General features: G+C 29.2%; 26 protein-coding genes. 12 read left to right on the top strand and 14 right to left on the bottom strand.

Features of this window, described 5'->3' with window-relative positions; all coding sequences use genetic code 11:
* Window positions 1–19: 19 nt before the first annotated feature.
* From CAMP18498_RS06735 to gatC, 6 genes are read right to left on the bottom strand one after another with little or no spacing between them, the layout of a single operon-like run.
* Complete coding sequence (locus CAMP18498_RS06735) at window positions 20–565, bottom strand: DUF1882 domain-containing protein (protein ID WP_337198100.1); 546 nt, start codon at window positions 563–565, stop codon at window positions 20–22.
* Window positions 562–1803 (bottom strand): serine hydroxymethyltransferase, encoded by a 1242-nt coding sequence (locus CAMP18498_RS06740; protein WP_337198101.1) that lies wholly within the window; start codon window positions 1801–1803, stop codon window positions 562–564. The genes CAMP18498_RS06735 and CAMP18498_RS06740 overlap by 4 nt, the downstream gene beginning before the upstream one ends.
* Window positions 1804–3306, bottom strand: a complete 1503-nt coding sequence (gene lysS / locus CAMP18498_RS06745; protein WP_337198102.1) for a lysine--tRNA ligase — start codon at window positions 3304–3306, stop codon at window positions 1804–1806.
* An 11-nt stretch (window positions 3307–3317) separates the two neighbouring features.
* Window positions 3318–3773 (bottom strand): Fur family transcriptional regulator, encoded by a 456-nt coding sequence (locus CAMP18498_RS06750; RefSeq protein WP_039617809.1) that lies wholly within the window; start codon window positions 3771–3773, stop codon window positions 3318–3320.
* Window positions 3763–4332, bottom strand: coding sequence for a CvpA family protein (locus tag CAMP18498_RS06755; RefSeq protein WP_337198103.1), 570 nt, complete (start codon window positions 4330–4332; stop codon window positions 3763–3765). Before CAMP18498_RS06755 ends, CAMP18498_RS06750 begins: the two co-directional genes overlap by 11 nt.
* A gap of 21 nt (window positions 4333–4353) precedes the next feature.
* The gene (gatC, locus tag CAMP18498_RS06760) at window positions 4354–4641 is read right to left on the bottom strand and encodes an Asp-tRNA(Asn)/Glu-tRNA(Gln) amidotransferase subunit GatC (protein ID WP_337198104.1); all 288 of its coding nucleotides are present in this window, start codon (window positions 4639–4641) and stop codon (window positions 4354–4356) included.
* A 149-nt stretch (window positions 4642–4790) separates the two neighbouring features.
* Between gatC and CAMP18498_RS06765 the strand changes: the two genes are divergently transcribed.
* The 6 genes from CAMP18498_RS06765 to pyk all read left to right on the top strand — a co-directional run bounded on the left by CAMP18498_RS06765 (window position 4791) and on the right by pyk (window position 10191).
* Window positions 4791–5336 (top strand): hypothetical protein, encoded by a 546-nt coding sequence (locus tag CAMP18498_RS06765; protein ID WP_337198105.1) that lies wholly within the window; start codon window positions 4791–4793, stop codon window positions 5334–5336.
* On the top strand, window positions 5333–6328 hold the full coding sequence (locus CAMP18498_RS06770) for a hypothetical protein (protein WP_337198106.1): 996 nt from the start codon (window positions 5333–5335) through the stop codon (window positions 6326–6328). The genes CAMP18498_RS06765 and CAMP18498_RS06770 overlap by 4 nt, the downstream gene beginning before the upstream one ends.
* Before the next feature lies 1 nt (window position 6329).
* Window positions 6330–6662 carry a hypothetical protein gene (locus tag CAMP18498_RS06775; protein ID WP_337198107.1) on the top strand — a complete coding sequence of 111 codons (333 nt, stop codon included), beginning with the start codon at window positions 6330–6332 and terminating at the stop codon, window positions 6660–6662.
* Window positions 6649–7272, top strand: a complete 624-nt coding sequence (locus CAMP18498_RS06780) for a type III pantothenate kinase (RefSeq protein ID WP_337198108.1) — start codon at window positions 6649–6651, stop codon at window positions 7270–7272. The genes CAMP18498_RS06775 and CAMP18498_RS06780 overlap by 14 nt, the downstream gene beginning before the upstream one ends.
* Window positions 7273–7380: 108 nt before the next feature.
* A complete protein-coding gene (locus CAMP18498_RS06785; protein WP_337198109.1) occupies window positions 7381–8727 on the top strand; it encodes an FAD-dependent oxidoreductase in 1347 nt (448 codons plus the stop codon).
* 12 nt (window positions 8728–8739) lie between these two features.
* Window positions 8740–10191: a pyruvate kinase gene (gene pyk / locus CAMP18498_RS06790; protein ID WP_337198110.1), complete on the top strand. Its 1452-nt coding sequence runs from the start codon at window positions 8740–8742 to the stop codon at window positions 10189–10191.
* 7 nt (window positions 10192–10198) lie between these two features.
* On the opposite strand, the gene gmhA is transcribed toward pyk, so the two are convergent.
* From gmhA to CAMP18498_RS06810, 4 genes are read right to left on the bottom strand one after another with little or no spacing between them, the layout of a single operon-like run.
* On the bottom strand, window positions 10199–10759 hold the full coding sequence (gmhA, locus tag CAMP18498_RS06795; RefSeq protein WP_337198111.1) for a D-sedoheptulose 7-phosphate isomerase: 561 nt from the start codon (window positions 10757–10759) through the stop codon (window positions 10199–10201).
* A complete protein-coding gene (gene rfaE1 / locus CAMP18498_RS06800; protein ID WP_337198112.1) occupies window positions 10749–12122 on the bottom strand; it encodes a D-glycero-beta-D-manno-heptose-7-phosphate kinase in 1374 nt (457 codons plus the stop codon). Before rfaE1 ends, gmhA begins: the two co-directional genes overlap by 11 nt.
* Window positions 12115–13068, bottom strand: a complete 954-nt coding sequence (rfaD, locus tag CAMP18498_RS06805; protein WP_337198113.1) for an ADP-glyceromanno-heptose 6-epimerase — start codon at window positions 13066–13068, stop codon at window positions 12115–12117. Before rfaD ends, rfaE1 begins: the two co-directional genes overlap by 8 nt.
* Complete coding sequence (locus CAMP18498_RS06810; RefSeq protein ID WP_337198114.1) at window positions 13065–13679, bottom strand: D-glycero-alpha-D-manno-heptose-1,7-bisphosphate 7-phosphatase; 615 nt, start codon at window positions 13677–13679, stop codon at window positions 13065–13067. Before CAMP18498_RS06810 ends, rfaD begins: the two co-directional genes overlap by 4 nt.
* A gap of 30 nt (window positions 13680–13709) precedes the next feature.
* Between CAMP18498_RS06810 and CAMP18498_RS06815 the strand changes: the two genes are divergently transcribed.
* A complete protein-coding gene (locus CAMP18498_RS06815; RefSeq protein ID WP_087700117.1) occupies window positions 13710–14015 on the top strand; it encodes a c-type cytochrome in 306 nt (101 codons plus the stop codon).
* Window positions 14016–14026: 11 nt separating this feature from the next.
* Here CAMP18498_RS06815 and ccoS read toward each other — a convergent pair whose 3' ends face one another.
* Both ccoS and CAMP18498_RS06825 read right to left on the bottom strand, forming a co-directional pair.
* Complete coding sequence (ccoS, locus tag CAMP18498_RS06820) at window positions 14027–14236, bottom strand: cbb3-type cytochrome oxidase assembly protein CcoS (protein ID WP_337198115.1); 210 nt, start codon at window positions 14234–14236, stop codon at window positions 14027–14029.
* Window positions 14233–16578: a heavy metal translocating P-type ATPase gene (locus tag CAMP18498_RS06825; protein ID WP_337198116.1), complete on the bottom strand. Its 2346-nt coding sequence runs from the start codon at window positions 16576–16578 to the stop codon at window positions 14233–14235. Before CAMP18498_RS06825 ends, ccoS begins: the two co-directional genes overlap by 4 nt.
* Before the next feature lie 174 nt (window positions 16579–16752).
* Between CAMP18498_RS06825 and rho the strand changes: the two genes are divergently transcribed.
* Both rho and CAMP18498_RS06835 read left to right on the top strand, forming a co-directional pair.
* Window positions 16753–18057 (top strand): transcription termination factor Rho, encoded by a 1305-nt coding sequence (gene rho, locus CAMP18498_RS06830; protein ID WP_337198117.1) that lies wholly within the window; start codon window positions 16753–16755, stop codon window positions 18055–18057.
* 2 nt (window positions 18058–18059) lie between these two features.
* The gene (locus CAMP18498_RS06835; RefSeq protein WP_337198118.1) at window positions 18060–19592 is read left to right on the top strand and encodes a DNA polymerase III subunit gamma/tau; all 1533 of its coding nucleotides are present in this window, start codon (window positions 18060–18062) and stop codon (window positions 19590–19592) included.
* Here the strand turns inward: CAMP18498_RS06835 and cfrA are convergent.
* Window positions 19589–21682, bottom strand: a complete 2094-nt coding sequence (cfrA, locus tag CAMP18498_RS06840; protein WP_337198119.1) for a TonB-dependent ferric enterobactin receptor CfrA — start codon at window positions 21680–21682, stop codon at window positions 19589–19591. The two genes, CAMP18498_RS06835 and cfrA, sit on opposite strands and share 4 nt — an antisense overlap.
* A 158-nt stretch (window positions 21683–21840) precedes the next feature.
* Between cfrA and exbB the strand changes: the two genes are divergently transcribed.
* The 3 genes from exbB to CAMP18498_RS06855 are packed head-to-tail and all read left to right on the top strand — an operon-like array spanning window position 21841 to window position 23304.
* Complete coding sequence (exbB, locus tag CAMP18498_RS06845; RefSeq protein ID WP_149062773.1) at window positions 21841–22272, top strand: TonB-system energizer ExbB; 432 nt, start codon at window positions 21841–21843, stop codon at window positions 22270–22272.
* Window positions 22265–22654, top strand: coding sequence for a TonB system transport protein ExbD (gene exbD / locus CAMP18498_RS06850; protein WP_337198120.1), 390 nt, complete (start codon window positions 22265–22267; stop codon window positions 22652–22654). Before exbB ends, exbD begins: the two co-directional genes overlap by 8 nt.
* Window positions 22651–23304, top strand: coding sequence for an energy transducer TonB family protein (locus tag CAMP18498_RS06855; protein ID WP_337198121.1), 654 nt, complete (start codon window positions 22651–22653; stop codon window positions 23302–23304). Before exbD ends, CAMP18498_RS06855 begins: the two co-directional genes overlap by 4 nt.
* A gap of 10 nt (window positions 23305–23314) precedes the next feature.
* Here CAMP18498_RS06855 and CAMP18498_RS06860 read toward each other — a convergent pair whose 3' ends face one another.
* On the bottom strand, window positions 23315–23767 hold the full coding sequence (locus tag CAMP18498_RS06860) for a DUF411 domain-containing protein (RefSeq protein ID WP_337198122.1): 453 nt from the start codon (window positions 23765–23767) through the stop codon (window positions 23315–23317).
* Window positions 23768–24354: the final 587 nt, after the last annotated feature.

The following is a 24354-nucleotide window of genomic DNA, read 5'->3' on the forward strand; positions in this document are numbered from 1 at the left end:
TTTTCATCCTTTCAAAAAATTACATATGTTTAGACCAAGAAGCACCGCGTTCTTTTTGATAAACTTCATAAGGCAAGGTTAATATATTAAATTCTCTAGGTATATCCATACTAGGAAAAACTTTCCACTCTACAGGTATTTTTTGAGAAAAAAGTAAAGATAATTTTGAACCCAAAGAACAAGCCTCGTTAAAGGTTGTATGCCCTTTATGGATATATAAATGCAAGTGATTATTAGTTCTTGTTCTATAAGCGGTAAAATTAATAAAACCTTCTTCTCTTAAAACAAGTTGCGCTCTATGCCAAAAACGCTCTGCATTAAAACCATTATAATCAAATACAATATTTTCAACCTTATCAAAACTATTAATCAAAGAATGTGCCACGATTATCTTTTTTTCCATATGCTCTTGTATAACACTAGCAGTTAATGGAGCGTTGACTTTCTCAAATTTATCAAAGAAAATTCTACCCTTGTATTCATATTTATTTACTATAGTATCACGCTTTATATAATAATGGCTTGTAACCATTTTAATTAAAGCTAAATCCATTGTTGTAATCAAAATAAAGCCCTTTCATAAATAATAAAATTACTTGCCAAATCCTTCAGTTTAACCTTGATTTCCTCTTGTAGTTTAGTATTTTGTATATCATCTAAAATATCAGCTATATAATTTGCAACAATAGTAATTTGCTCTTCCTTAAAGCCTCTTGCTGTTAAAGCCGCTGTTCCAAGTCTTAAACCACTCGTTACAAAAGGACTTCTAGTTTCACCTGGAACAGTATTTTTATTAGCTGTAATACCTGCTCTTTCTAGTGCTAAATCCGCATCTTTACCACTAAATTCTTTATTTAAAAAGCTTAATAAAATCAAATGATTATCAGTGCCACCGCTAACTAAATCATATTTTCTATCTATTAAAACTTGCGCCAAAGTAGCAGTATTTCTAATGATTTGCTTAGCATAAATTTTCCACTCATCGCTTAAATTATATTTAAACCCAACTGCCTTAGCAGCAATTACATGCATTAATGGACCACCTTGAATACCTGGAAAAATTGCGGAATTGATTTTTTTAGCAATTTCTTCATCATTACACATAATAATCCCACCCCTTGGGCCTCTTAAAGTCTTATGTGTTGTAGAGCTTACAACATGAGCATAAGGGAATGGACTAGGATGCTCACCTGCTACAACCAAACCTGCAATATGCGCAATATCAGCAAACAAGTATGCACCAACCTCATCTGCTATTTCTCTAAATTTAGCAAAATCAATCACTCTAGGATAAGCACTAGCACCACAAACAATAAGTTTTGGCTTAACTTCTTTTGCTATCTCTCTAACTTTATCATAATTAATTCTTCCATCAAGCTCAACTCCATAAAAAAAGCTTTCATAAACCTTTCCAGAAGAACTTACTTTAGAACCATGAGTTAGGTGTCCTCCATGGCTTAAATCCATACCCAAAATTCTATCACCTGGATTTAACAATGCCATATATACACCTTGATTTGCTTGTGAGCCCGAATTAGGTTGCACATTGGCAAAATTACAATTAAAAAGTTTTTTACATCTTTCTATAGCAATCGTTTCAATCTCATCTACAAATTCACATCCACCATAATATCTTTTACCAGGATAGCCTTCTGCATATTTATTTGTTAAAATACTTCCCATTACCTCCATAACTTCTGGTATGGTAAAATTTTCACTTGCTATCATTTCAAGACCATCGCATTGTCTTGCTAACTCTTTTTGGGTTAAATCAAAAATTTCTTTATCAAAATTTTCCAACATTTACTCTCCTTTTATCTCATTTTTAAGTGGTCTCATGGCTGGGAAAAGCACTACATCACGAATTGATTTTTTATTAATTAAAAGCATAATCAATCTATCTATTCCTATACCTTGCCCTGCAGTTGGTGCCATGGCATAACCTAATGCATTAACAAAATCCTCATCCATTTCACATGCTTCTTCATCACCTGCATTTTTTGCTTCAATTTGCTTTAAAAATCTCTCATATTGATCTAGAGGATCATTAAGCTCATTAAATCCATTAGCAATTTCTCTACCTGCGATAAACAACTCAAATCTTTCAGCAATATCTGCATCTTTATCACTTCTTCTAGATAAAGGACTTATAGAAATAGGAAAATCTATCACAAAAGTAGGATCAATCAATTTATCTTCAACATAATTATCAAAAAGTTCAGCTTGTAAATGACCTAATTCCAATTTTTCATTGGCTTCAAATCCATCTTTTTTTAGCTTTTCCAAAATTAATTCTTTATTATTAATAAGCTCATCATCCAAACCGCCATATTTTTTTAATGCGTCTTTATAAGTAATTCTTTCAAATGGCTTAGAAAAATCAATTATTTTTTCATCAAATTCAAGTTTTTTATCTAATTTTAATCTATCTAAAAGCATAGCAAAAAGCTCTTCTGTTAAATCCATTAAATCATGATAATTATGATAAGCCCAATAAAACTCGATTGTAGTAAATTCAGGATTATGTGTTAAATCCATCCCTTCATTTCTAAAACATCTATTAATCTCATAAACCGCCTCAAAGCCACCTACAATCAAACGTTTTAGATATAACTCTGGAGCAATTCTTAAAAATCTTTCCACACCCAAAGCATTGTGATAAGTTACAAAAGGCTTTGCATTTGCTCCTCCTGCAATAGGATGCATCATTGGTGTTTCAACTTCCAAAAATCCTTTGTTATCAAAAAAAGATCTAATGTAAGAAACGATTTTAGAACGCAAAATAAAATCTTTTCTCACCTCACTATTCATAATCATATCAAGATATCTTTTTCTATATCTTTGCTCAATATCTGTCAGTCCATGATATTTTTCCGGTAAAGGCACTATAGCTTTTGTAGCTATTTGAATTTGTTCTACATGAAGACTAAATTCTCCTGTTTTTGTCATAAAAGGAAAACCTTTAACCAAAACAATATCTCCTACTTCAAGATATTTTTTTAAAATGGCAAAGTATTCTTCCCCTAAAATGTTTTGATTGAAATAAATTTGTAAATTATCTTGTTCATCTTCTATATTAGCAAATACTGATTTACCAGCTATTCTAAGAAGCTTTAATCTTCCTGCTAATACTCCATGAGCATTTTCATCACGCTGATTTTCTATATCTTTAATATAGATGAATTTAGCCTTATATTCACTTATACTCATTTCTTTTTTTAAAAAGTGTGGATAAGGGTTGATTCCTAGTTTTTTTAACTCTTGCGCTTTTTGAATTTTTTGTTGCTCTAAAATATTATCAAACATTAAATATACCTTTATTTTTTACTACATTGTGGACATAGGCCATAAAGTTGCATTAAATGTCCTGTTAATTTAAAATTATATTCTTTTGCGATTAACATTTGTTGCTGTTCGATAATAGGATTTTCAAATTCTACAATCTCGCCACAACTTTTACAAATCAAATGATCATGGTGAGGTTTATTTGCAAGTTCAAATTTCTTCCCTGAAGCACCAAAAGATATAGAAGTAGCCATACCGGATTCTTCTAACAAATTTAAAGTTCTATAAACTGTTGCAATGCCTACATTTAATTCGGGATTTTTTTGCTTTATTTCTACATATAGACTTTCTGGAGTATAATGCATATCGCTATTATATAAAGTTTTTAAAAGCACTTCTCTTTGTTTAGTATATTTTAGACCATTATCTTTAAGTGTTTTTTTAAAACGCTCAAGCAAAACATCATATTCAATATTTTCAATTTGCATTATTTACCTCCGAATTTAGACTTAAATTAGAATCTATAATTTGTTCTTGTATTTTATCTAAACCATTTTGAGTAAAATCAGTATTCATTATAAAATCACCTGTTTGTCTAAGTAGATCTAATGTATAACTATTTTTAGCATATTTTTCTAAGTTTGCATTTAAAAATTCTATATTATTAATACAAGCCACTAAAATTGCAAAAATCAAAAATATTTTAGCGCTACCAAATAAAAATCCACCTATACGATCTATAAAACCAAGACCACTCATACTAAAAATCTTTGATAATATATTTCCTAAAGCCATACAAGCTACCCAAATTACAATTAACAAAACCAAAAATCCTGCAAAAATCGCAAGATTTTCGTTTTCAATTGCATAAAAATTATTATTAATAATTTCTGCTACTTCTTTAGCATATCTTGAAGCAAGTAAAACCCCACCAACTATGCCTAATAAACCAAAAATTTCCTTAAATAAGCCACTTACCAAACCTTTTAAACCTAAAATCGCAGTTAAACCTAAAACAAATACATCAAACCAAGAAAAATTTTCCATCTATATTAAACTCCAAATATTTTATTCAATTATCTTAGGGACTATAAAAAATCCATCCTGAGAATTTGGAGCATGCTTGCTAAGCATATCTATCACATCAGATTTTCTACTTTCATCTAGTCTAAATGGAGTTGCAGCATTTGTAGTGCTAGTCATAGCTTCAACATCATCAAGTTTTAACTCATCTAATTTTTCTACAAAATTAACAATCTGACTTAATTGTTCTTCTAATTCTTGTCTTTTCTCATCAGCAATTTTTAAAGCACTTAGCTTTTCAAGTTTGGTTAATAATTTATCATCAATTTGCATAATTTACCTTAATCTTAATTTTTAACTCAAGAAAACTCTTTTTAGGTTAAAAATTATAACATAAAATCATTTATTTTTTCATTTTTATATGTTACAATTATAGACTTAAAACAATAAATAATATTTATTCTTGCTAAAAAAGGGAAAATATGGCTTTAAAAGAAAACCTAAAAGCGGTTCAAGCAGAATTAAGCTCTCAAGAGCAAATGATGGAAAATTTTATCAAATCTGAGCGCTTTATAAAAAAATACAAATACTATTTCATTGTAATCATTGTACTTTTAATCGCATATCTTAGCGGAAGTTATTTTTACAATCTAAAACAAGAAAGTAATATTCAAGAAAGTAATATAATTTTTAACAACTTATTGAAAAATCCTTCAGACCAAAAATTACTTGAAGAATTAAAACAAAAAAATGCAAATCTATACACCATATTCATGATGAGTCAAAACAATCAAGATCTTAATCAAACTTTAATTCTTAACATAGATCCTTTGTTAAAACAAATAGTGCTTGCTCAAAACAATCAAAAATCAGACTTTTTGAAAGATTATAATACCTTATTAGTAGGTTTTGATTTTCTAAAACAAAACGATTTTAAAAATGCAGATATAGAATTTAATAAAATACCTATAAATTCTCCTTTATGGCAGATTATTACAAGCTTAAAACATTATCAAGGAATAAAATGAAACACTTTTATTTATTTATCATTGCTTTAATATTTTTTAGTGCTTGTGGCACAAAAAGGGAGTATTACCAACCAACGCAAGCAGAACAGCTTCCTTATAGCTCTCAAAGTATTAATGGTAAAATTATAAATTTCAATAACAATATAGCACAATTAAGCAATAATTCCTTTATAGATACTATGGGAAATATTATTAATTTTAAACTAGATAAAAATTACCATATTATAAATATGCAACAAGAAGAGGTTCTTATTGGCGATGATAATGGAAATTTTAAGATTTTAAATTTACAAGGTGATGAATTATTTTCTCATAAATTTAATGAAAGTATAGTGAGTGCAAGTATAGATGGAGATGATATAGCTTTAATTTTAGCTAGCAATACCTTAGTATATGCAAATAAAAATCTTGGTATTAAAATGCTTCAAAATCTTGGTACGGCTTATGCTCAGGATAGTCGCTATGCTAATCCTTATTTTTTAAATACCATTATTATATATCCTATGCTTAATGGAAAATTAGCCATACTTAATAAAAGCACACTAAAAGTGAGTAAAGAAATTTTAGTAAGTAGTGAGGAATTTTTTAACAATATCATCTATCTTCATGTTAAAAATGATACTATGGTTGCTGCAACTGCACAAAAAATCATCGTTGTTACTCCAAATAGAACCTTATATTTAAACGAAAATATTAAAGAAGTAAACACTAATGATAATGAAATTTTTGTACTAACAAAAGATGGAAGAGTTATTAAAAATGATTATAATCTTAGAAAAATCGATGAAGTAAAATTTCAATTTGCTCTATTTTCCAAAAGCACCTTGTACAATAACTCTTTGTATATTTTTGAAAAAACAGGTTATTTGATCAAGCTAGATACAAATTTGAAAGATTATACAGTATATAAACTAAGTGAAGCCGTTGATAAAAAAAGTTTTATGGCTAATGGTAAATTTTTCTTTCAAAATAAATTTTTACAATTAAACTAAAATGAATCAAGAGCTTAGTGATATTCTTATAAAATATGGGATTGTTTTAAAAAATACTAAATCCTTAAATATCCATGCTTTTAGTAAAAAGAAAAAATTAATTTGTATTTATGGAGAGAATACAAATAAACAGTGTTGTTTGATTTTATTTTCTTTTGCAAAAAGTAAAATTTTAACAAAAGAATGTCTAGAATTTGAAAGTATTTTTCAAAATATAAACCAAACTCTAAACTTAAATTTTCAAAATTATTTTATATTTCACCAAGCTTTAATTTGTTCTAAAGCAAAAGAATATCTAGCTACTAAAGGGATTAAAAATTATGCTTTTATGTGATATTGGTAATACAACCGCTAGTTTTCTGAATGAGCAAAAATTTTATTCTATGAGTATTGAGCAGTTTTTACAATACGAACCTACACAAAAAGTATTTTATATCAATGTAAATCCAAATTTAGAGCAAAGATTAGAACAAAATCCTTTATTTATCAATCTTGCCCCATATTTTAATTTTGATACTATTTATGAGAATTTAGGGGTTGATAGAATAGCAGCATGTTACACTATAGAAGATGGTGTTGTAGTTGATGCGGGTTCTGCAATAACTGTAGATATTATTTCTAATTCTATTCATCTTGGGGGATTTATACTCCCAGGTATTGAAAGCTATAAAAAGTCTTTTTCCAATATTTCATCACGTTTAAGATACGAGCTAAACACACAGATTAATTTTGATGCTTTCCCTCAAAGAACCGTTGATGCTTTAAGTTATGGAGTTTTTAAAAGCATATATTTACTTATAAAAGATAGTGCATATGATAAAAAATTATATTTTACAGGCGGAGATGGGCAATTTCTTGCAAATTTTTTCGACTATGCAATTTATGATAAATTTTTAATTTTTAGAGGTATGAAAAAAGCTGTTTGTGAAAATTTTATACTTTAAAATTTATTTCTATACCCAAGCGCTTGAAATTATAAAAATTTATTTACTCAAAACAACTATATTTTGATATTATTAACAAAATCAAACACACAAAAGGAATTGATAACAATGGATCAAAAACATTTTGATACCGTGGTAATTGGCGGTGGGATTTCTGGTGCTGCAGTATTTTACGAGCTGGCTAGATACACAAATATTCAAAATATTGCTTTGTTAGAAAAATACAATAGCGCTGCAACTTTAAATAGCCATAGCACAAGCAATTCACAAACTATCCACTGTGGTGATATAGAGACAAATTACACTTTAGAAAAAGCAAAAAAAGTTAAAACAACAGCAGATATGATTGTAAAATATGGTCTTTTGCAAAATGCACAAAATAAGTTTATGCACTCACACCAAAAACTCGCACTTGCAGTTGGAGACAAAGAATACGAGTATATGAAAAATAGATATGAAGAATTTAAAGAATTATATCCTTATATTAAATTTTATACTAAAGATGAAATTAAGCAAATAGAACCTAATGTTGTATTAGGCGAAGATGGCATAAATGATAGAACCGATGAAGTAGTAGCTATGGGTGTAGAAGCAGGAGCGGTTTATACTACAGTAGATTTTGGCTTGATGAGTCAAAATCTTATAGAACAAGCTTGCAAACAAGGAAAAAATACTCATGTTGCCTATAATCAAGAAGTTGTGTTTATAGAAAAAAAAGATGATATTTTTTATATTAAAACAAAAGATTTTAAAGAATATAGCGCGAAATCTATTATAGTAAATGCAGGAGCGCATTCTTTATTTTTAGCACATAAAATGGGTATAGGTTTAGACAAATCTTGCTTTCCGGTTGCAGGAAGTTTTTATATGTCTAAAAGAAAAATTTTAAATGGTAAAGTTTACATGGTGCAAAATCCAAAACTACCATTTGCTGCGCTACATGGTGATCCTGATTTATTAGCTAATATGAATACACGCTTTGGCCCTACTGCCTTAGTTATCCCTATGTTAGAAAGATACCATGGTTTTAAATCACTACCTGAATTTTTCAAAACACTTAACTTAGACATGAATGTAGTCAAAATTTGCCTTAATCTTTTTAAAGATTCTACTATTAGAAATTATATTCTTTATAATTATTTGTTTGAAATTCCTTATATTAACAAAAGACTTTTTGTAAAAGATGCCAAAAAAATAGTTCCTAGTTTAAAAACAGATGATATTTACTATGCTAAAAACTTTGGCGGAGTGCGTCCTCAAGTGCTTGATAAAAAGGCAGGAGAATTAATGCTTGGTGAAGCAAGTATCACTGAAATTCCAGGTATAATTTTCAATATGACACCAAGTCCAGGTGCTACAAGCTGTCTTGGTAATGGCTATAGAGATGCAAAACTTATTTGTCAGTACTTGGGTGCTAATTTTAATGAGGATTTATTTACTAGCGAACTACTATAAAAAGGATAAGAAATGTTAAAAAAAACAAAAATAGTTGCAACGATTGGACCAGCAAGTGAAAACGAAGCTACAATAAGACAAATGATTATTAATGGGGTGAATGTTTTTCGTTTAAATTTTTCACATGGAACCCATGAGTATCATAGTCAAAATCTGACTACTATTAGAAAAGTAGCAACTGAACTTAATGCAAGAATTGGAATTTTACAAGATATTAGTGGACCAAAAATTAGAACCTTAAAAATTCCAGAAGCTTTTGAATTAAAAAATGGAGATAGACTAGACTTTTACAAGGATACTTTTGAAGGAGAAAAACTTTCTAATGAACATTATAAAGTCTGTATTAATCATCCTGAAATTCTTTCAATGCTAAAGGTAGGAGAATACATCTATCTTTGTGATGGCTCCATCAAAACTAAAGTAGTGCAAGTTGAAAAAGATTTTATTCAAACCCAAGTAGAAAATAACGGGGTGCTTAGTTCAAACAAGGGAATTAATTTTCCTAATACAAAAATTAATATCGATGTTATCACCCAAAAAGATAAAGACGATCTTGCATGGGGTATTAAAAATGATGTTGACTTTTTAGCCATATCTTTTGTGCAAAATGCTCATGATATTGATGAAGTTAAAAAAATACTTGATGAAAATAATGCTAAAATTGCTATTTTTGCAAAAATAGAAAAATTTGATGCTGTTGAAAATATCGATGAAATCATAAATTGTAGTGATGGTATAATGGTAGCAAGAGGGGATTTGGGCATTGAAGTGCCTTATTATAGAGTGCCAAATATACAAAAACTCATCATTAAAAAAGCTAACGAGGCTAATAAACCTGTCATCACTGCCACTCAAATGCTTTTTTCTCTTGCAAAATCAAAAACTGCCACAAGAGCTGAAATTTCAGATGTTGCTAATGCAGTACTTGATGGCACTGATGCAGTTATGCTTAGCGAAGAAAGTGCAGTGGGGATTGATCCGGCAAATGCGGTTGATATTATGACTCAAACCATTATAGAAACAGAAAAAAACTATCCTTATGAAAAATTTGAAAGCTTTAAATGTTTCAATGAAACCGATATCATTGCTAAATCAAGCACACAATTAGCTACTGATTTAAATGCAAATGCAATTTTTACCATCACAAGCAGTGGTGCTTCTGCAGTTAAAACAGCAAGATATCGTCCAAAAATGGATATCATAGCTATTACTCATTCTAAAAAAGCTTTAAATTTTTTAAGTATAGTTTGGGGAGTTCAACCTGCTATATTGATAGAAAAGCATGAAAATTTAACAGAACTTTTAAGCAATTCTGTAAAACTTGGAGTTGAAAAAGGCCTTATAAAAAAAGATGGGGTTTACACTCTTACTGCAGGATTTCCAGTAGGTGTTGCAGGAAGTACAAATTTAATTAGAATTTTACAAAAAGATCAAATTGAATATTATTTAAGTTTGGGAAAATAACCCAAACTTAATATTCTTCTTCTATCAAATCACATAAGCAGTGTATGATTAAAATATGCATTTCTTGAATTCTAGCCGTATCATCGCTTGGAATGACTATATTATATTCACATAATGCATTCATCACTCCACCACCCTTTCCACTAAGTCCTATACATTTAACACCAACTTCTTTGGCTTTTTCAAAAGCTTTGACCACATTTGAACTTTTTCCACTAGTAGAAATTCCAATCAATACATCATTATCACTAGCTAAAGCTTCAACTTGTCTTGAAAAAACAAATTCAAAACCATAATCATTTCCTATAGCACTTAAAGCAGAAGTATCAGTGCTTAGGGCAATAGCAGCTAAAGCCTTTCTTTCTTTTTTATATCTTCCACTAAGTTCAGCTGCAAAATGTTGGCTATCTGCAGCGCTTCCACCATTTCCACAAATTAAAATTTTCCCTCCGTTTTCCAAACATACTTTTAACTCTTGAGCAACCATAGCAATTTGCTCTTTTAAATTCAAACTTTGTTCTAAAGTTTTTTGATGTTGAATAAATTCCTTTTCAATTTTATTTATCATTTGTAATCCTATTAATTATATTAGTAGTGCTAAATCCATCTTCAAAGTCAATCAATTCTACTTTTTTTACTAAATTTGAGCCCGCTACTTCTTTGCCTTTATAATCAGCTCCTTTAACTAACACATCAGGCTTTAAAAACTCTATTAATTCATAAGGAGTATCTTCATTAAAAATCACTACATAATCTACAAAATACATACTCGCAAGCATACATGCACGTTGGAACTCTAAATTTATAGGTCTTGAGCTTCCTTTTAGTCTTTTTACGCTTTCATCTGAATTTAAACCTACAACTAAGATATCTCCTAATTTTTTAGCTTTTTCAAGATATTTTATATGACCATAATGCATAATATCAAAACATCCGTTGGTAAAAACTACTTTTTGATTTTGTATTAATTTTACAAGCTCTTCTTTGCTTTTAATTTTATCTTCAAAAGAAGCTTTTTTTAGATTTTTAATCTCTTCTAAACTTACACTCACACTTCCTACTTTTGCTACCACAACAGCTGCTGCATCATTTGCTAGCTCGCACGCTTTTACAATATCAACTTTTAAGGCTAAAGCATAAGCAAGCATAGCTATAACACTATCTCCAGCTCCTGTTACATCATAAACTTCCAAGGCTTTTGCAGGAATAATATACAATTTTTCATCAAAAAGTGCTATTCCTTCTTCAGATAAAGTTATAATAGAATAAGCTAGATTTAAATCATCTTTTAATTTTTTTAAAGCTTTTTCTAAATTATCAATTTTTTCTACACCCAAAGCTTGAATGGCTTCTTTTTTATTTGGAGTTAGCAAGGTTGCATTTTGATATTTGCTAAAATCACTTCCTTTTGGGTCAATCAAAATAGGTAAATTTAAAGTATTTGCATGCTCTATCAAAGCCTTTGTAACTTTTGAAGTTAAAGCTCCTTTAGCATAATCGCTCAAAATAATCGCATCATAATCTTTTGCGATTTTTTTATACTCTTGAATAATTTTATCTTCTAATTTAGTGTCAAAATCATTCTCATCATCAAGTCTTAAAACTTGCTGAGAATGTGATAAAACCCTGCTCTTAAGAGGGGTTTTTCTACCTTTTTCTACTAATAATTTTGCATTTAAATTCTCTTTTAAAAATCTCCCACTCTCATCATCACCCACAAGCCCCAAAGCAAAAACCTCAGCGCCAAGACTTTTTAAATTTGCATATACATTGCCAGCCCCACCTAGTCTTTTATCTTCTTTTTGTGATTTCATCACCATTACAGGAGCTTCTGGAGAAATTCTAGTGCAATCACACCATATATAATGATCCACCATAAAATCCCCAACAACTAAAATTTTTGGCTTTTTAGAACTTAAAAAATCAAGCATTTACTTCCTTTTCATAAAGCCCTTTAATCTCATCTAAATAATCTTTTATTCCCTCTTCAAGACTAAATTTAGCTTTATATGAAAAACTCTCATCTAATTTTGCTTGAGTATGAAATTGATAAGCGTTTTTATAAGGATTAGGAATATACTCACAAGGATAATTAGTGTTTAATTCTTTTTGTAAAATATCAACTATATCTTGAAAAGTTCTTGCCTTACCTGTAGCTACATTATAAATTCCACTTTTTGCTTCTAAAGCTTGCAAATTTGCGCTCACAACATCTTTAATATATACAAAATCACGATAAATTTGATCACTTCCCTCAAATAAACGCGGACTTTTACCCGCTAAAATTTGATGTCCAAATTGCAAAATCATAGAAGCAGTGCTATTTTTAAAAAATTCTCCCTTGCCATATACATTAAAATATCTAAGCCCAACTATATGTATTTTATCAAAGTATTTTTTTGCTAATTTATCCATCATTAGCTTTGAAAATGCGTAAGGATTTTTAGGAGCTTCACTTAAATTTACAGTTTGTGGGCTTGGTGCATCTCCATAAACTGAAGCTGAACTTGCATAGATTAATTTTGCATTAAGCTCTAAAGCAAGTTCTATAAAATCTTTAAAAGTGTTTAAATTAGTCTTTAAAACTTTGTTTTGATCATAAACAGTTGTATCTGAAATTGCAGCCTTATGAAAGATCGCATCGGGTTTAAAATCTTTTATAACTTTTAAAGTTTTTTCATCATTAATATCACCCACATAAAGCTCACCTTCAAAATCTAAAATATTCTTAAAATGACCAAAGCTTTCTAAATTTCCATTTTCAAAAGTAGCACTTGAGCGCATTTTATCTACAATCAAAACCTCATGTTTATCCTGAAGTTCTAAAGCAAGAGCAGAGCCTATAAAACCTGCTCCACCCGTTATCACTATTTTCATTTTTTATCCTTTAAATAATGCAAAAGTTCTTTTAAATTTTTAAATACTCTATAATTTTCATCATCATTATAATTTTCACTAATCAAAAATAGATTTTTTATACCAACATTGATTCCAGCTTGCATATCACTTAAATTATCCCCTATAAAAAAAGATTGAGAAAAATCTATATTAAATTCTTTTTGTGCTTTTAGAAGCATACCAGGTTTTGGCTTACGACATTCGCAATTTTCTAAATGTGGGCAGTGATAAATTTTTTCTATTTTAATACCTTTTTTCAAAAACTCACCTAGCATATACAAACTCAAAATTTCAAAATCTTTTTCACTATAATAAGCCCTTGCAATACCTGATTGATTAGTAACTACAAAAATTAAAAAATTTTGCTTTTGAAAAAAATCACAAAACTCAAAAATACCATCACAAAATTCAAAATCTTCAATCTTATGAACATATTTTTTATCTATATTAATAATCCCATCTCTATCTAAAAATAACGCCTTTGTTTTCATAAAAAAATTATAATGAATTTTTTTTAAGATTTTATAATTTATCAAGTAAAAAAGTTTTTTAAGCGACTTTAAATAAAAAAAGCATATAATTAAAAACATTTTATTTTCAATTTATATAGGAGTGATACAATGAAAAAGCTACTTGTTTTATCAGCTTTAGCATGTCTTGGTGTTTCAGCTTTTGCTGCAGATGGTGCTACACTTTATAAAAAATGTGCAGTATGTCATGGTGCTAAAGCAGATAAAGTTTACCTTAACAAAGTTCCTGCTTTAAATACTTTAACTGCAGCTGAAAGATTACAATATATGAAAGACTATGCAGCAGGTAAAAGAAATGCTTATGGTCAAGGAGCGATCATGAAAATTAACCTTAAAGGTTTAACAGAAGCAGATTTCAAAGCAATTGAAGATTATATTGAAAGCTTAAAAAAATAATTTAACAGCCTTTATGGCTGTTTTTTGTTCTTTTCTAAAGCTTCTTTTTTTCTTTTTTCTAAAATCACCGCATCATTTAAAGCATCTTCACTATCATTTAAAATAGTAAATTTATAATCATCATCAAATTGCTTATTCTTTATACCCCAAAGCAAAGCACAAATTGCCAAAAATAAAGCAACCAAAGAAACGCCTATCATCATCATTAAAACACCGTTCATTTTTTAATCCTTAAAGCATTTAAAATCACTATTATACTACTAAAAGACATTGATAAAGCCGCGATTAAGGGATTAATCAAACCAAAAAAAGCTAAAGGCATGCTCAAGGCATTATAAAATAAAGAAAAAGCCAAATTTTGTTTAATAATTTGATAAGTTTTTTTAGCTATTTGTATGGCTTTTTGTAAGCTTTTTAGGTCATTTTTTAACAATATAATATCACTATTTTCCATAGCAAGTTCAGAACCTTCTTTTAAAGAAACCCCAACACCTGCATAAGAAAGCGCTAGAGCATCATTTACCCCATCTCCTACCATTAAAACCTTACCTGTTTGATTTAAGTTAGCTATTATTTGCATTTTATCTTCTGGCATACATGAAGCTTTGAAATGATTTATTTTTAATTTTTCAGCCACCTTGCTCACAGCATGTAAATTATCACCACTTAACATATAAATTTGCATTTTGCATTCTTTCATAAATTCGATCAACTCTTCAGAGTTTTCTCTCATACTATCTTCTAATTCAAAAACTGCTAATATAGTTTTATTTTTAGCAAATATAAAATGCGTAGTTTGAAATTCTTGTACTTGCATATGATTTTCTTTGAAAAATTTCTCATTTCCTCCCAAAAATTCATCTTTACCCAAAAAGGCTTTATAACCTCTTGCTTGAAAATTTTGAACTTTTTCAAATTCTATTCTGCTATCAATTTTTTCATCTAAAAATTTCAAAATGCTTTTAGCCACTGGGTGGTTAGTCAGGTGTAAGAAATTTAATAACTCATTTTTATCTAACCTCTCATCCAAAAAGCTTTTTTTAACTTCTAAACTAGCCTTTGTTAAAACCCCTGTTTTATCAAACACAGCCACATTACATTTACTCAAATCCTCCACAACACCTGCTTCTTTGAATAAAATTTTTTCTTTCAAACCAGCACTAATTGCTACTAAAGAACTTACCGGTGTAGCTAAAGCTAAAGCACATGGGCAAGCTATAATTAACACAGAAACCATGCGTATCATAGCCTCTTCAAAACCCAAATTTAACACAAAAAAAGTAAAAGCAAAGCAAAGCAAAGCACAAGTTAAAATAATAGGTGAAAAATACTTACTTACTTGCTGTACCATTTTTTCTATTTTGGCTTTTTTTGAACTGGAGTTTTCAAGTAAATTAATAATCCTAACTAATTTAGAATCCTTATAAAGTGTGTTTGCTTTATATAAAGCATTCCCGCTTAAAACCAAAGAAGCAGAATAAATCATATCATCTTTTTGCACATCAAGCGGTAAACTCTCTCCGCTTAAACTAGACATATCCAAGCTAATATTACCACTAACACATACTCCATCTATTAAAACTCTATCGCCTTCTTTTAACTCTATAATATCTCCTATTTGCACTTCTTCTATATCGATATTTTCTATTTTGTCATTTTTTAATACCCTTACTTCATTACTTAAAAACGATCGTAAATGACCAAGCGTATCAAGAGCTTTTTTCTTACTTAAAAGCTCTAAGTACTTTCCTATAAAAACAAAACAAATAATCATTGCCACAGAATCAAAATACACTTGCGAAGCTCTTGAAAACATTGCCCACACTGAATATATATAAGCTAAACTTGCTCCACTAATTACCAAAGTGTCCATATTAACACTTTTAAATTTCAAAGCATAATAGGCATTTTTATAAAAAATCGAACCTGTGTAAAAAAGCACAGGAGTGCAAAGTAAAAATTCAGCAAAATGTAAAATATCCTTAGTATCAACTTCCATGCCACTAAAAAACCCAGCATACTTAGCTACAGATATCCACATGATATTCATCACACAAGCTATGGCAACTATTAATTTTGCATAAAAATCTCTTTTGGTTTGAGTTGCTCTTTGCTCATTTTTTGTAGGCAAATACACACTAGCTTTATAACCAATACTTTCTATACTTTGGATAATTTTTGCTAAATTTATGCTTTTTTCATCAAAAACAATTCTAGCTTTATGAGTAATAGAATTAATATCAACTTCTATCACTCCTTCACTTTTAATAAGAATTTTTTCATTAAGCCAAACACAGGCAGCACAATGAATTTCTTCTATAAGTAAAAAAATCTCACGAAAACCTTCTTTGGTTTTTTGTATGTATTTTTCATAATCTTTAACATTATGTTCTATTATCGCAGGAGTTAGGGTTTGATTGCCAAGTTTTTCATAAAATTCTTCCAAATTATTTTCTTGTAAAATCTCATAAACACTCTTACAACCCTTACAGCAAAAATAATTTCCATTTTTTTCTATCATTTGATCTTGTCTGAAACTTAATTGGCAGTGTTTGCATTTCATCTTATACTTTCTTTGATAATTTTTACAATATTTTATCATTTTTTTAAAATCACTATTTTAAAAATTATTTACAAAGCTATATTATAATTTTAAAAATTTGACAAAGAAGCATTTTTTTGAATAAAATCTCTTATTCATTATTAAATACTACATTTTCTACATTTTAGAGGATATATGGAAAATACAAAAGAAAAAAAACAACATCAAAGAACACACATTCCAGTGGAAGGTTATAAGATAGAAGATTTAAAGTTGCTTGATCTAGAAAGCTTAGTTAAAATTGCCAATGAAGCAGAAATAGAAAACCCAAGAGAATTTAGAAGACAAGATCTTATTTTTGAAATTCTAAAAGCACAAACCAAAAAAGGTGGTTTTATACTCTTTACAGGGATTTTAGAAATTTCACCTGAAGGCTATGGCTTTTTGCGTGGAATGGATTCAAATTTAAGCGATAGTGTAAATGATGCTTATGTATCAAACTCACAAATTCGCAAATTTGCTCTACGTGTTGGGGATATAGTTACCGGTCAAGTTAGAGAGCCAAAAGATCAAGAAAAATACTATGCTTTATTAAAAATCGAAGCAATTAATTATCTTCCATTAAAAGAAGCTAGAGAAAGACCTTTATTTGACAATCTTACTCCAATTTTTCCAACTGAAAAAATCAAATTAGAATACGATCCTTTAAAACTTACAGGTAGAATGCTTGACTTATTTACCCCTATAGGAAAAGGCCAAAGAAGCTTAATCGTAGCACCTCCAAGAACTGGTAAAACTGAACTAATGAAGGAACTAGCCACTGCTATTGCTAAAAATCACCCAGAGGCTCATTTGATTGTACTTTTAGTAGATGAGCGTCCTGAAGAAGTTACAGATATGCAAAGATGTGTCAAAGGTGAGGTTTTTAGCTCAACTTTTGACTTACCCGCTTATAATCATGTTAGGGTAGCTGAGCTTGTCATAGAAAAAGCAAAAAGGATGGTAGAAACAGGTAAAGATGTCATTATCTTGCTTGATTCTATTACAAGATTAGCAAGAGCTTATAATACTGCTACGCCAAGTAGTGGTAAGGTTTTAAGTGGCGGGGTTGATGCAAATGCCTTACATAAACCAAAACGCTTTTTTGGTGCAGCTAGAAATATAGAACATGGTGGCTCATTAACCATTATAGCAACTGCTTTGATAGAAACAGGCTCAAGAATGGATGAAGTGATTTTTGAAGAATTTAAAGGGACAGGAAATAGTGAAATCGTTCTTGATAGAAATATTTCCGATAGAAGAATTTACCCTGCAATTAATATCATAAAATCAGGCACTAGAAAAGAAGAATTGCTCCAAGGTGTTGAAAAGCTTCAAAAAATTTGGGCAATTAGATCAGCTATTTCACAAATGGATGATATAGAGGCTTTAAAATTCTTATACTCTAAAATGCTAAAAACCAAAAGCAATGAAGAGTTATTATCCATCATGAATGAGTAGCAATGCTTCAAGCTCTTGCTGTTAAATACAGACCAAAAAATTTCAATGAACTTGTAGGGCAAAATACTGTTTCTACAAGCTTAAAATATGCTCTTGAAAACAACCGTTTAGCACATGCTTATTTGTTTTCAGGACTACGTGGAAGCGGAAAGACTTCAAGTGCAAGAATTTTTTCAAAAGCCCTAGTATGCGAAAAAGGACCAAGTGCTAACCCTTGTGGTGAATGTTCTCAATGTTTATCTTCACTCAGTGGCTCCAATATAGACATTATAGAAATGGATGCTGCAAGCCATAGAAGCTTAGAAGACATTCAAGAGCTTATCGAGCAAGTCAAATACGCTCCATCTTTAGCTAGGTTTAAAATTTTTATTATCGATGAAGTGCATATGCTCACCCCACAAGCTGCAAATGCCTTGCTTAAGACCTTAGAAGAACCACCAAGTTATATTAAATTTATACTAGCAACAACTGATCCTTTAAAACTTCCTGCCACAGTTCTTTCAAGAACACAGCATTTTAGATTTAAGCAAATTTCTATCCATGATATCTTAAATCATCTTGAGTGGATTTTGGAAAAAGAAAATATCAACTATGAAAAAGAAGCTTTAAAACTCATTGCAAGAAGCGGAAATGGTTCTTTAAGAGACACCCTAACCTTACTAGATCAAGCCATAGTATATTGTCAAAATGATATACAAACACAAAAAATTACTGCCATGTTGGGCTTTTTAGATCCAGCTAAAATTGAAGAATTTTATCAAGCCATTTTAGCTAATGATAAAGATAAAGTTCTTGAGTTTTTAAAAGAATTTGAAGATTATGAAGCAAACAATGTTATTGATGAGATGATATTTTTTCTAAAAGAAGCATTTTTTGCCAAAAATAATCTTTTTTCTATGTTAATTTATGAAAGATTTTTTAGAATTCTTTCACGCGCTAAGACTATGTTAAATTCTAGTGATGATGATAGTTTTGTACTTTGCGTTATGGCTTTCATGCTTATAGAAGCAACTTATCTAAAAAGCATTGATGAGGCTATTAAAAGTTCAAAACAAGATAGCATGCCAAATCCAAAACAACAAGAAATTCCTTCTATTCAACAAACCCCTAAAGAAGAAAAACTTAGTCCTTATGAAAATCTCTTAAAAGCGATATATAAAAGAGATTATGACTTAGCTGAAGTTTTCAAAAAAACCACACAGTTCGTTTCTTTTGAAGAAGACATTTTAAGTATTAGCTCACATGCTAAAGATGATGATAGAATGGTTTTAAACAATGGTTTTAAATTAATCAAAACATTACTTCATGAGCTTTTTGGAGAAAAAGCACAAATCAAAATCCAAAAAATAGAAACCATAGATACTCAAAAACTACAAGATATATTCAAAACCCCCATAAAACAAGAAGTAAAAAGCACTCCAAATTTAAATGAGCATTTTGAAAATTTTAAAAAAGACGCTAAAAAATACGATCCTAAAGACGAAACCAAAGAAGCTCTTAATAAACTCTTTGGCTCTCCGACAATACAAAATTAAAAACTACCATTGATTGAAATATAAATTCTTCTTCCCTCTTCTATACGGTTATAAGTATTTACCCAAACATCTTTGCCATCGCTCTTATAAGATTCCCAATCATTTGTAAAACTCTTATCAAAAAGATTATAAATTGCCGCATTAATATTCCAATTTTTATTGATATCATAACGCACACCCATAGAAGCTAAAAAGACATCTTGATAATATTCTCTATTAATATTTGTATCACCCATATAACGATCTATTTGCCACTCGCCTTTTACCCATGGAGTAAATTTATTAAAGATATTATAACTTGCTTTTAACATGATGTTGTGTTTTAAACTATCAATCTCTGGCTTTCCTATCACAGTTTTATCTTGTGCATCTTTTACTTCACTATCAAGATAAGTATAAGCTAAATCTAAATTTAAATGATCTATAGGAGTAATCCCTACTCCAAGCTCTATGCCTTTGTATTCAACCTTGCCATGATTAATCGCTTGATAACAAGTGTCAGCTTCACACTTTCCAATACCCAAAATCATACTGCTATTGCTAAATTTTTGACTAGAAATTTTATCTTTAAAATTTGTCAAAAACCCAGTTGCTGAAATATAAAATAAGTCATTATTATAAACAGCAGCTAATTCATAATTAAGCGATGTTTCTTCTTTTAAATTCGGATTTCCATACATAGGATATTTTCCTTGTCCACTATAATTATAAGCACCAGCTATCAATCTATTGGCATATGGGGTTCTAAATCCTGTTGAAACACCACCTTTTAAAGTAAGCTTGCTAGTAGGATTATAAACCAAATAAGCCCTTGGTGAAATATTATTTCCAAAAATTTCATGATAATTATATCTTGCACCAAAAGTAAATCTTAAATCATCTCTTATACTATATTCATCTTCTGCAAAAAAGGCTAATAAATATTGATCAAAATTCGTAGGATTAGCGATTTTATCTTGCATTTTTTCAAGTCTATATTCACCACCCACGCTTAAAATATGACTTTGGCCTAAAGGTATAACTGATTTTGTATCTACAATAATATCTTCAGCAACTATATCTCTATTTTGTCCCAAAAATGGTTGTGTTTTTTGACCAACTACCTCGCGTCCATCATTACTTACACGGTTATACTGCAAGGTAGAAGTAATCGAAAAATCTTCATACACACCCTCATGACTTAAATAAGTTACCAACTTATCCACTTGCATAGTGTCTGTATAACCACCTGTTAAAGAGCCATCATTTTTATCTGTTGGTTTTGTTAATGTGCCTAGTTGGCCTTTTTTATTATCATAGTGATTTCTTGAAAAATCAATATCAAATATCAAAGTATTATAATCATCTACTAAGTAATTTAACCTAGTTCCTAAATTAAAATTATTAGCTTTTGTAGGACTTTGTGCTTGATCACCTTGCACTCTTTGTCCACTCCCATTACTAAATTCAACATTAGATTGCTCCCTATAAAACTCTCTAAAACGTAAGGTTAATCCTAGGCGATCATTCATCAATGGACCACTTGAATATATACTTGTACCATAAGTATTACCCCATTCTTTATGTGCATTAAAAATACTATCTAAACCAACTGATGTTTCCCATTTATCGCTTACTTTTTTTGTGATGATATTTACAACACCACCTAAAGCTTCAGAGCCATATAAAGTACTCATTGGCCCTTTTATCACTTCTATTCTTTCTATACTAGAAATTGGAGGTAGGAATGAATTTGAAATTTCATTAAAACCATTAGGTCCAACTTCTCCACCTATACCTTGACGGCGTCCGTCAATTAAAATTAAAGTATATCCAGTAATACCTCTCATGGTAATGTTATAAGATCCAGTTTTTCCCTTGCTAGCAAATAAATCCACACCAGGAATATCAGCAATAGCTTCGGCAACATCTCTATAAGGCTTACTTTCTAAATCTTTTTTGCTAATCACATTTATAGTAGCAGGGGCTTCTTTAATATCTTGAGAAAAACCAGAAGCACTTACTATGGAGCTATCTAATAAAACTTCTTGTGATAAAGCATTGCAGACCAAAAAACTAGCGACACAAAATGATAAACAATGTTTTTTCATTATTTCCTTTCATGATAAATAAAATTTTCAAAACTAGAATATTATGATAATAATTATTAATTTAAAATAAATTTATTGTATCAATTATGATAATTGTTATTAATAAAAAATTTAATTTTTAGTAATATAATCACAAAAATTTTTAAAATGAGGGTATGATGGAATTTTTAAAAACTTACATTGACTTAATTATATTTATTGTTTTAGGAATAATGGCATTTATTGCTATATGGTGTACTATAGAACGTATCTTGTTTTTTAGAAAAATTAAGCTAAACGACTATCAATGTCAAGAAAAATTTGATGATGCAATTAGTGAAAATCTCACCATGCTTTATATCATTTACACTAATGCTCCTTATGTAGGACTTTTAGGAACTGTAGTGGGGATTATGATTACATTTTACGACATGGGAGCAAGTGGGAATATTGATGTTAAATCTATTGTTATTGGTTTATCATTAGCATTAAAGGCTACAGCATTGGGAATTTTAGTTGCTATTCCTTCTTTGATGGCTTATAATGGATTACTTAGAAAAATATCAACCTTGAGTAATGCATATCGCATTTTTAAGGACAAAAATGCTTAAATTACCAAAAAATGAAGGTTTAAACATCATTCCTTTTATAGACATAATGCTTGTTTTACTAGCTATTGTTTTAAGCATATCCACTTTTATCGCGCATGGTGAAATTAAAATCAATCTACCTCAAAGTGAAAATTCAAATTCTATAAGTGAAAACAAAGACAAAGTGAGTATTTTGATTGATAAAGAAAATAAATTTTATATCGATGGAAAAACAGCTTCCTTAGAAGAAATAAAAGCAAAATTTGACACTATAGATTCTAAAACATTAGTAGAGTTAAAAAGTGATAAAGAAGCAAAATTTGAAAGTTTTGTAAAAATTATTGATATTTTAAAAAATAAAAATCATGAAAATTTTCAAATTTTAACAGAGCAAAAAAGATGAAAACATTTATAAACAATCATAAAAATCAATCCTTTTTTATCACTTTATTTCTCTTTTTGCCTTTATTTTTTGTTTTTATTTATACTAAGAATTTTTTACATATACAACATAGTGCTTCAAAAGAAAAAAAATTTAATATAGCTATAAAACAATTTTTACAAGATTCCCCTAAAGTAAAAACTGAACAACCTAAACAAGAAAAAATAAAAAAGCTAGAACAAACAAAAGAAAAAGCTATTATGCAACCTAAAAAAACAAATACTTTAACCAATACCAAGGCAATAAATCAATTAAATGAAAAAATAAAGCCTCAAAAAACTATAGCACAAGAAAAAAATACTCCAATAACTTCTCAAGAAAGCATATCTTTAGCTAATAACAATGAGCTTTTAAAAGAAGTCAAACAAGCCATAGATGAAGCTTTAATCTATCCTAGACAAGCTAAAAAAATGCGAATGAGTGGCGAAATTTTAGTAGAATTCACATGGACTAAATATAAAAATCTATTAAATTTAAAAATATTAAAACCATCAAAATATAAATTATTAAACGATAGTGCTTTAGAAACTATACGTATAGCGTCTAAAAATTTTCCACAATATGAAAAAACTTTTCATATAAGAATACCATTAATATATAAAATAAACTAAGCAAAATTGCTTAGTTTGTCTTGACTAAATTATGTCCTTTATAGATCCCATAAATTTTATAGTCTCCATTTTTAAGCATTAAAATTACAGGGTATTCTTCTTCATAGCCTTGCTCCATTCCAGGACTTCCCTGAGGCATACCAGGAGCAGAAATACCTATAACATCTTCAGGTTTATTTTTCAAAAGCCAAGCAACTGCATCTTCAGGCACATGCCCTTCTATAGCATAACCATCAATTACGCCAGTATGGCAACTTTGATACATAGGCTGAATATTCATTTTTTCTTTTATTTTTAAAAAATCCTCACTTTTGTGTATTTGTACGTTATAACCTTTATCTTTCATATAATTAGCCCAAAGATCACAGCATCCACAAGTAGGACTTTCATAAATATCTAATAATTTCTCATTAGCCAATAAAGTTGCAAAACCCAGTGATAAAGTTAAAAATAATTTTTTCATATATCCTCCAAAAAAACAAAAAAATAAAATACATTATAAAAATTAATATTTTTTATAAAACCAATAATTTTTATTTTAAAATCTATAAAAATACAAAAATACACTCTTACTTCACTCACAAATACTTATTTTTTACCTACAACTAAAACTCAACCCATATACCAAATAAAACATTCAATGAACAATTTCAAACCAAATTTATAAACTCTATTAAAAACTTAAACCCAAATTTATCAGATTAATTAAAAACAAAAATATAAGCAATTAAAACAAATAAAAACAAAGACATAAAAAACTAAAACCTATCGACCACAATGGATTCAAACATCAAGTTAAAGTATTGCCGCTAACCAGCTCTACTACCTCACCAAAAAATCCATCACCAACTAAAAATATAAAAACCACTAAACACTAAAAAAACAAATTTACTATAAGCAATTTAAAATTGAAAAAATTAAAACAGTCAAGCCAATTAAATTACTAAAGATATAGAAATAAAAATATAAATCAACCAAGTCAAATATCCAACCACCCCAAAAACAAAATATAAATCACTAAAGCTCATAATAATAAAAACCATAAATAAT

The sequence above is a fragment of the Campylobacter sp. W0066.2 genome (genome assembly GCF_024723515.1).
Classification (GTDB): domain Bacteria; phylum Campylobacterota; class Campylobacteria; order Campylobacterales; family Campylobacteraceae; genus Campylobacter_D.

What these genes read in the sequence shown, in the direction of transcription:
- CAMP18498_RS06740 (WP_337198101.1), bottom strand. Translation starts at nt 1,803, where the DNA reads ATGTTGGAAAATTTTGATAAAGAAATTTTTGATTTAACCCAAAAAGAG.
- lysS (WP_337198102.1), bottom strand. Translation starts at nt 3,306, where the DNA reads ATGTTTGATAATATTTTAGAGCAACAAAAAATTCAAAAAGCGCAAGAG.
- CAMP18498_RS06750 (WP_039617809.1), bottom strand. Translation starts at nt 3,773, where the DNA reads ATGCAAATTGAAAATATTGAATATGATGTTTTGCTTGAGCGTTTTAAA.
- CAMP18498_RS06755 (WP_337198103.1), bottom strand. Translation starts at nt 4,332, where the DNA reads ATGGAAAATTTTTCTTGGTTTGATGTATTTGTTTTAGGTTTAACTGCG.
- gatC (WP_337198104.1), bottom strand. Translation starts at nt 4,641, where the DNA reads ATGCAAATTGATGATAAATTATTAACCAAACTTGAAAAGCTAAGTGCT.
- CAMP18498_RS06765 (WP_337198105.1), top strand. Translation starts at nt 4,791, where the DNA reads ATGGCTTTAAAAGAAAACCTAAAAGCGGTTCAAGCAGAATTAAGCTCT.
- CAMP18498_RS06770 (WP_337198106.1), top strand. Translation starts at nt 5,333, where the DNA reads ATGAAACACTTTTATTTATTTATCATTGCTTTAATATTTTTTAGTGCT.
- CAMP18498_RS06775 (WP_337198107.1), top strand. Translation starts at nt 6,330, where the DNA reads ATGAATCAAGAGCTTAGTGATATTCTTATAAAATATGGGATTGTTTTA.
- CAMP18498_RS06780 (WP_337198108.1), top strand. Translation starts at nt 6,649, where the DNA reads ATGCTTTTATGTGATATTGGTAATACAACCGCTAGTTTTCTGAATGAG.
- CAMP18498_RS06785 (WP_337198109.1), top strand. Translation starts at nt 7,381, where the DNA reads ATGGATCAAAAACATTTTGATACCGTGGTAATTGGCGGTGGGATTTCT.
- pyk (WP_337198110.1), top strand. Translation starts at nt 8,740, where the DNA reads ATGTTAAAAAAAACAAAAATAGTTGCAACGATTGGACCAGCAAGTGAA.
- gmhA (WP_337198111.1), bottom strand. Translation starts at nt 10,759, where the DNA reads ATGATAAATAAAATTGAAAAGGAATTTATTCAACATCAAAAAACTTTA.
- rfaE1 (WP_337198112.1), bottom strand. Translation starts at nt 12,122, where the DNA reads ATGCTTGATTTTTTAAGTTCTAAAAAGCCAAAAATTTTAGTTGTTGGG.
- rfaD (WP_337198113.1), bottom strand. Translation starts at nt 13,068, where the DNA reads ATGAAAATAGTGATAACGGGTGGAGCAGGTTTTATAGGCTCTGCTCTT.
- CAMP18498_RS06810 (WP_337198114.1), bottom strand. Translation starts at nt 13,679, where the DNA reads ATGTTTTTAATTATATGCTTTTTTTATTTAAAGTCGCTTAAAAAACTT.
- CAMP18498_RS06815 (WP_087700117.1), top strand. Translation starts at nt 13,710, where the DNA reads ATGAAAAAGCTACTTGTTTTATCAGCTTTAGCATGTCTTGGTGTTTCA.
- ccoS (WP_337198115.1), bottom strand. Translation starts at nt 14,236, where the DNA reads ATGAACGGTGTTTTAATGATGATGATAGGCGTTTCTTTGGTTGCTTTA.
- CAMP18498_RS06825 (WP_337198116.1), bottom strand. Translation starts at nt 16,578, where the DNA reads ATGAAATGCAAACACTGCCAATTAAGTTTCAGACAAGATCAAATGATA.
- rho (WP_337198117.1), top strand. Translation starts at nt 16,753, where the DNA reads ATGGAAAATACAAAAGAAAAAAAACAACATCAAAGAACACACATTCCA.
- CAMP18498_RS06835 (WP_337198118.1), top strand. Translation starts at nt 18,060, where the DNA reads ATGCTTCAAGCTCTTGCTGTTAAATACAGACCAAAAAATTTCAATGAA.
- cfrA (WP_337198119.1), bottom strand. Translation starts at nt 21,682, where the DNA reads ATGAAAAAACATTGTTTATCATTTTGTGTCGCTAGTTTTTTGGTCTGC.
- exbB (WP_149062773.1), top strand. Translation starts at nt 21,841, where the DNA reads ATGGAATTTTTAAAAACTTACATTGACTTAATTATATTTATTGTTTTA.
- exbD (WP_337198120.1), top strand. Translation starts at nt 22,265, where the DNA reads ATGCTTAAATTACCAAAAAATGAAGGTTTAAACATCATTCCTTTTATA.
- CAMP18498_RS06855 (WP_337198121.1), top strand. Translation starts at nt 22,651, where the DNA reads ATGAAAACATTTATAAACAATCATAAAAATCAATCCTTTTTTATCACT.
- CAMP18498_RS06860 (WP_337198122.1), bottom strand. Translation starts at nt 23,767, where the DNA reads ATGAAAAAATTATTTTTAACTTTATCACTGGGTTTTGCAACTTTATTG.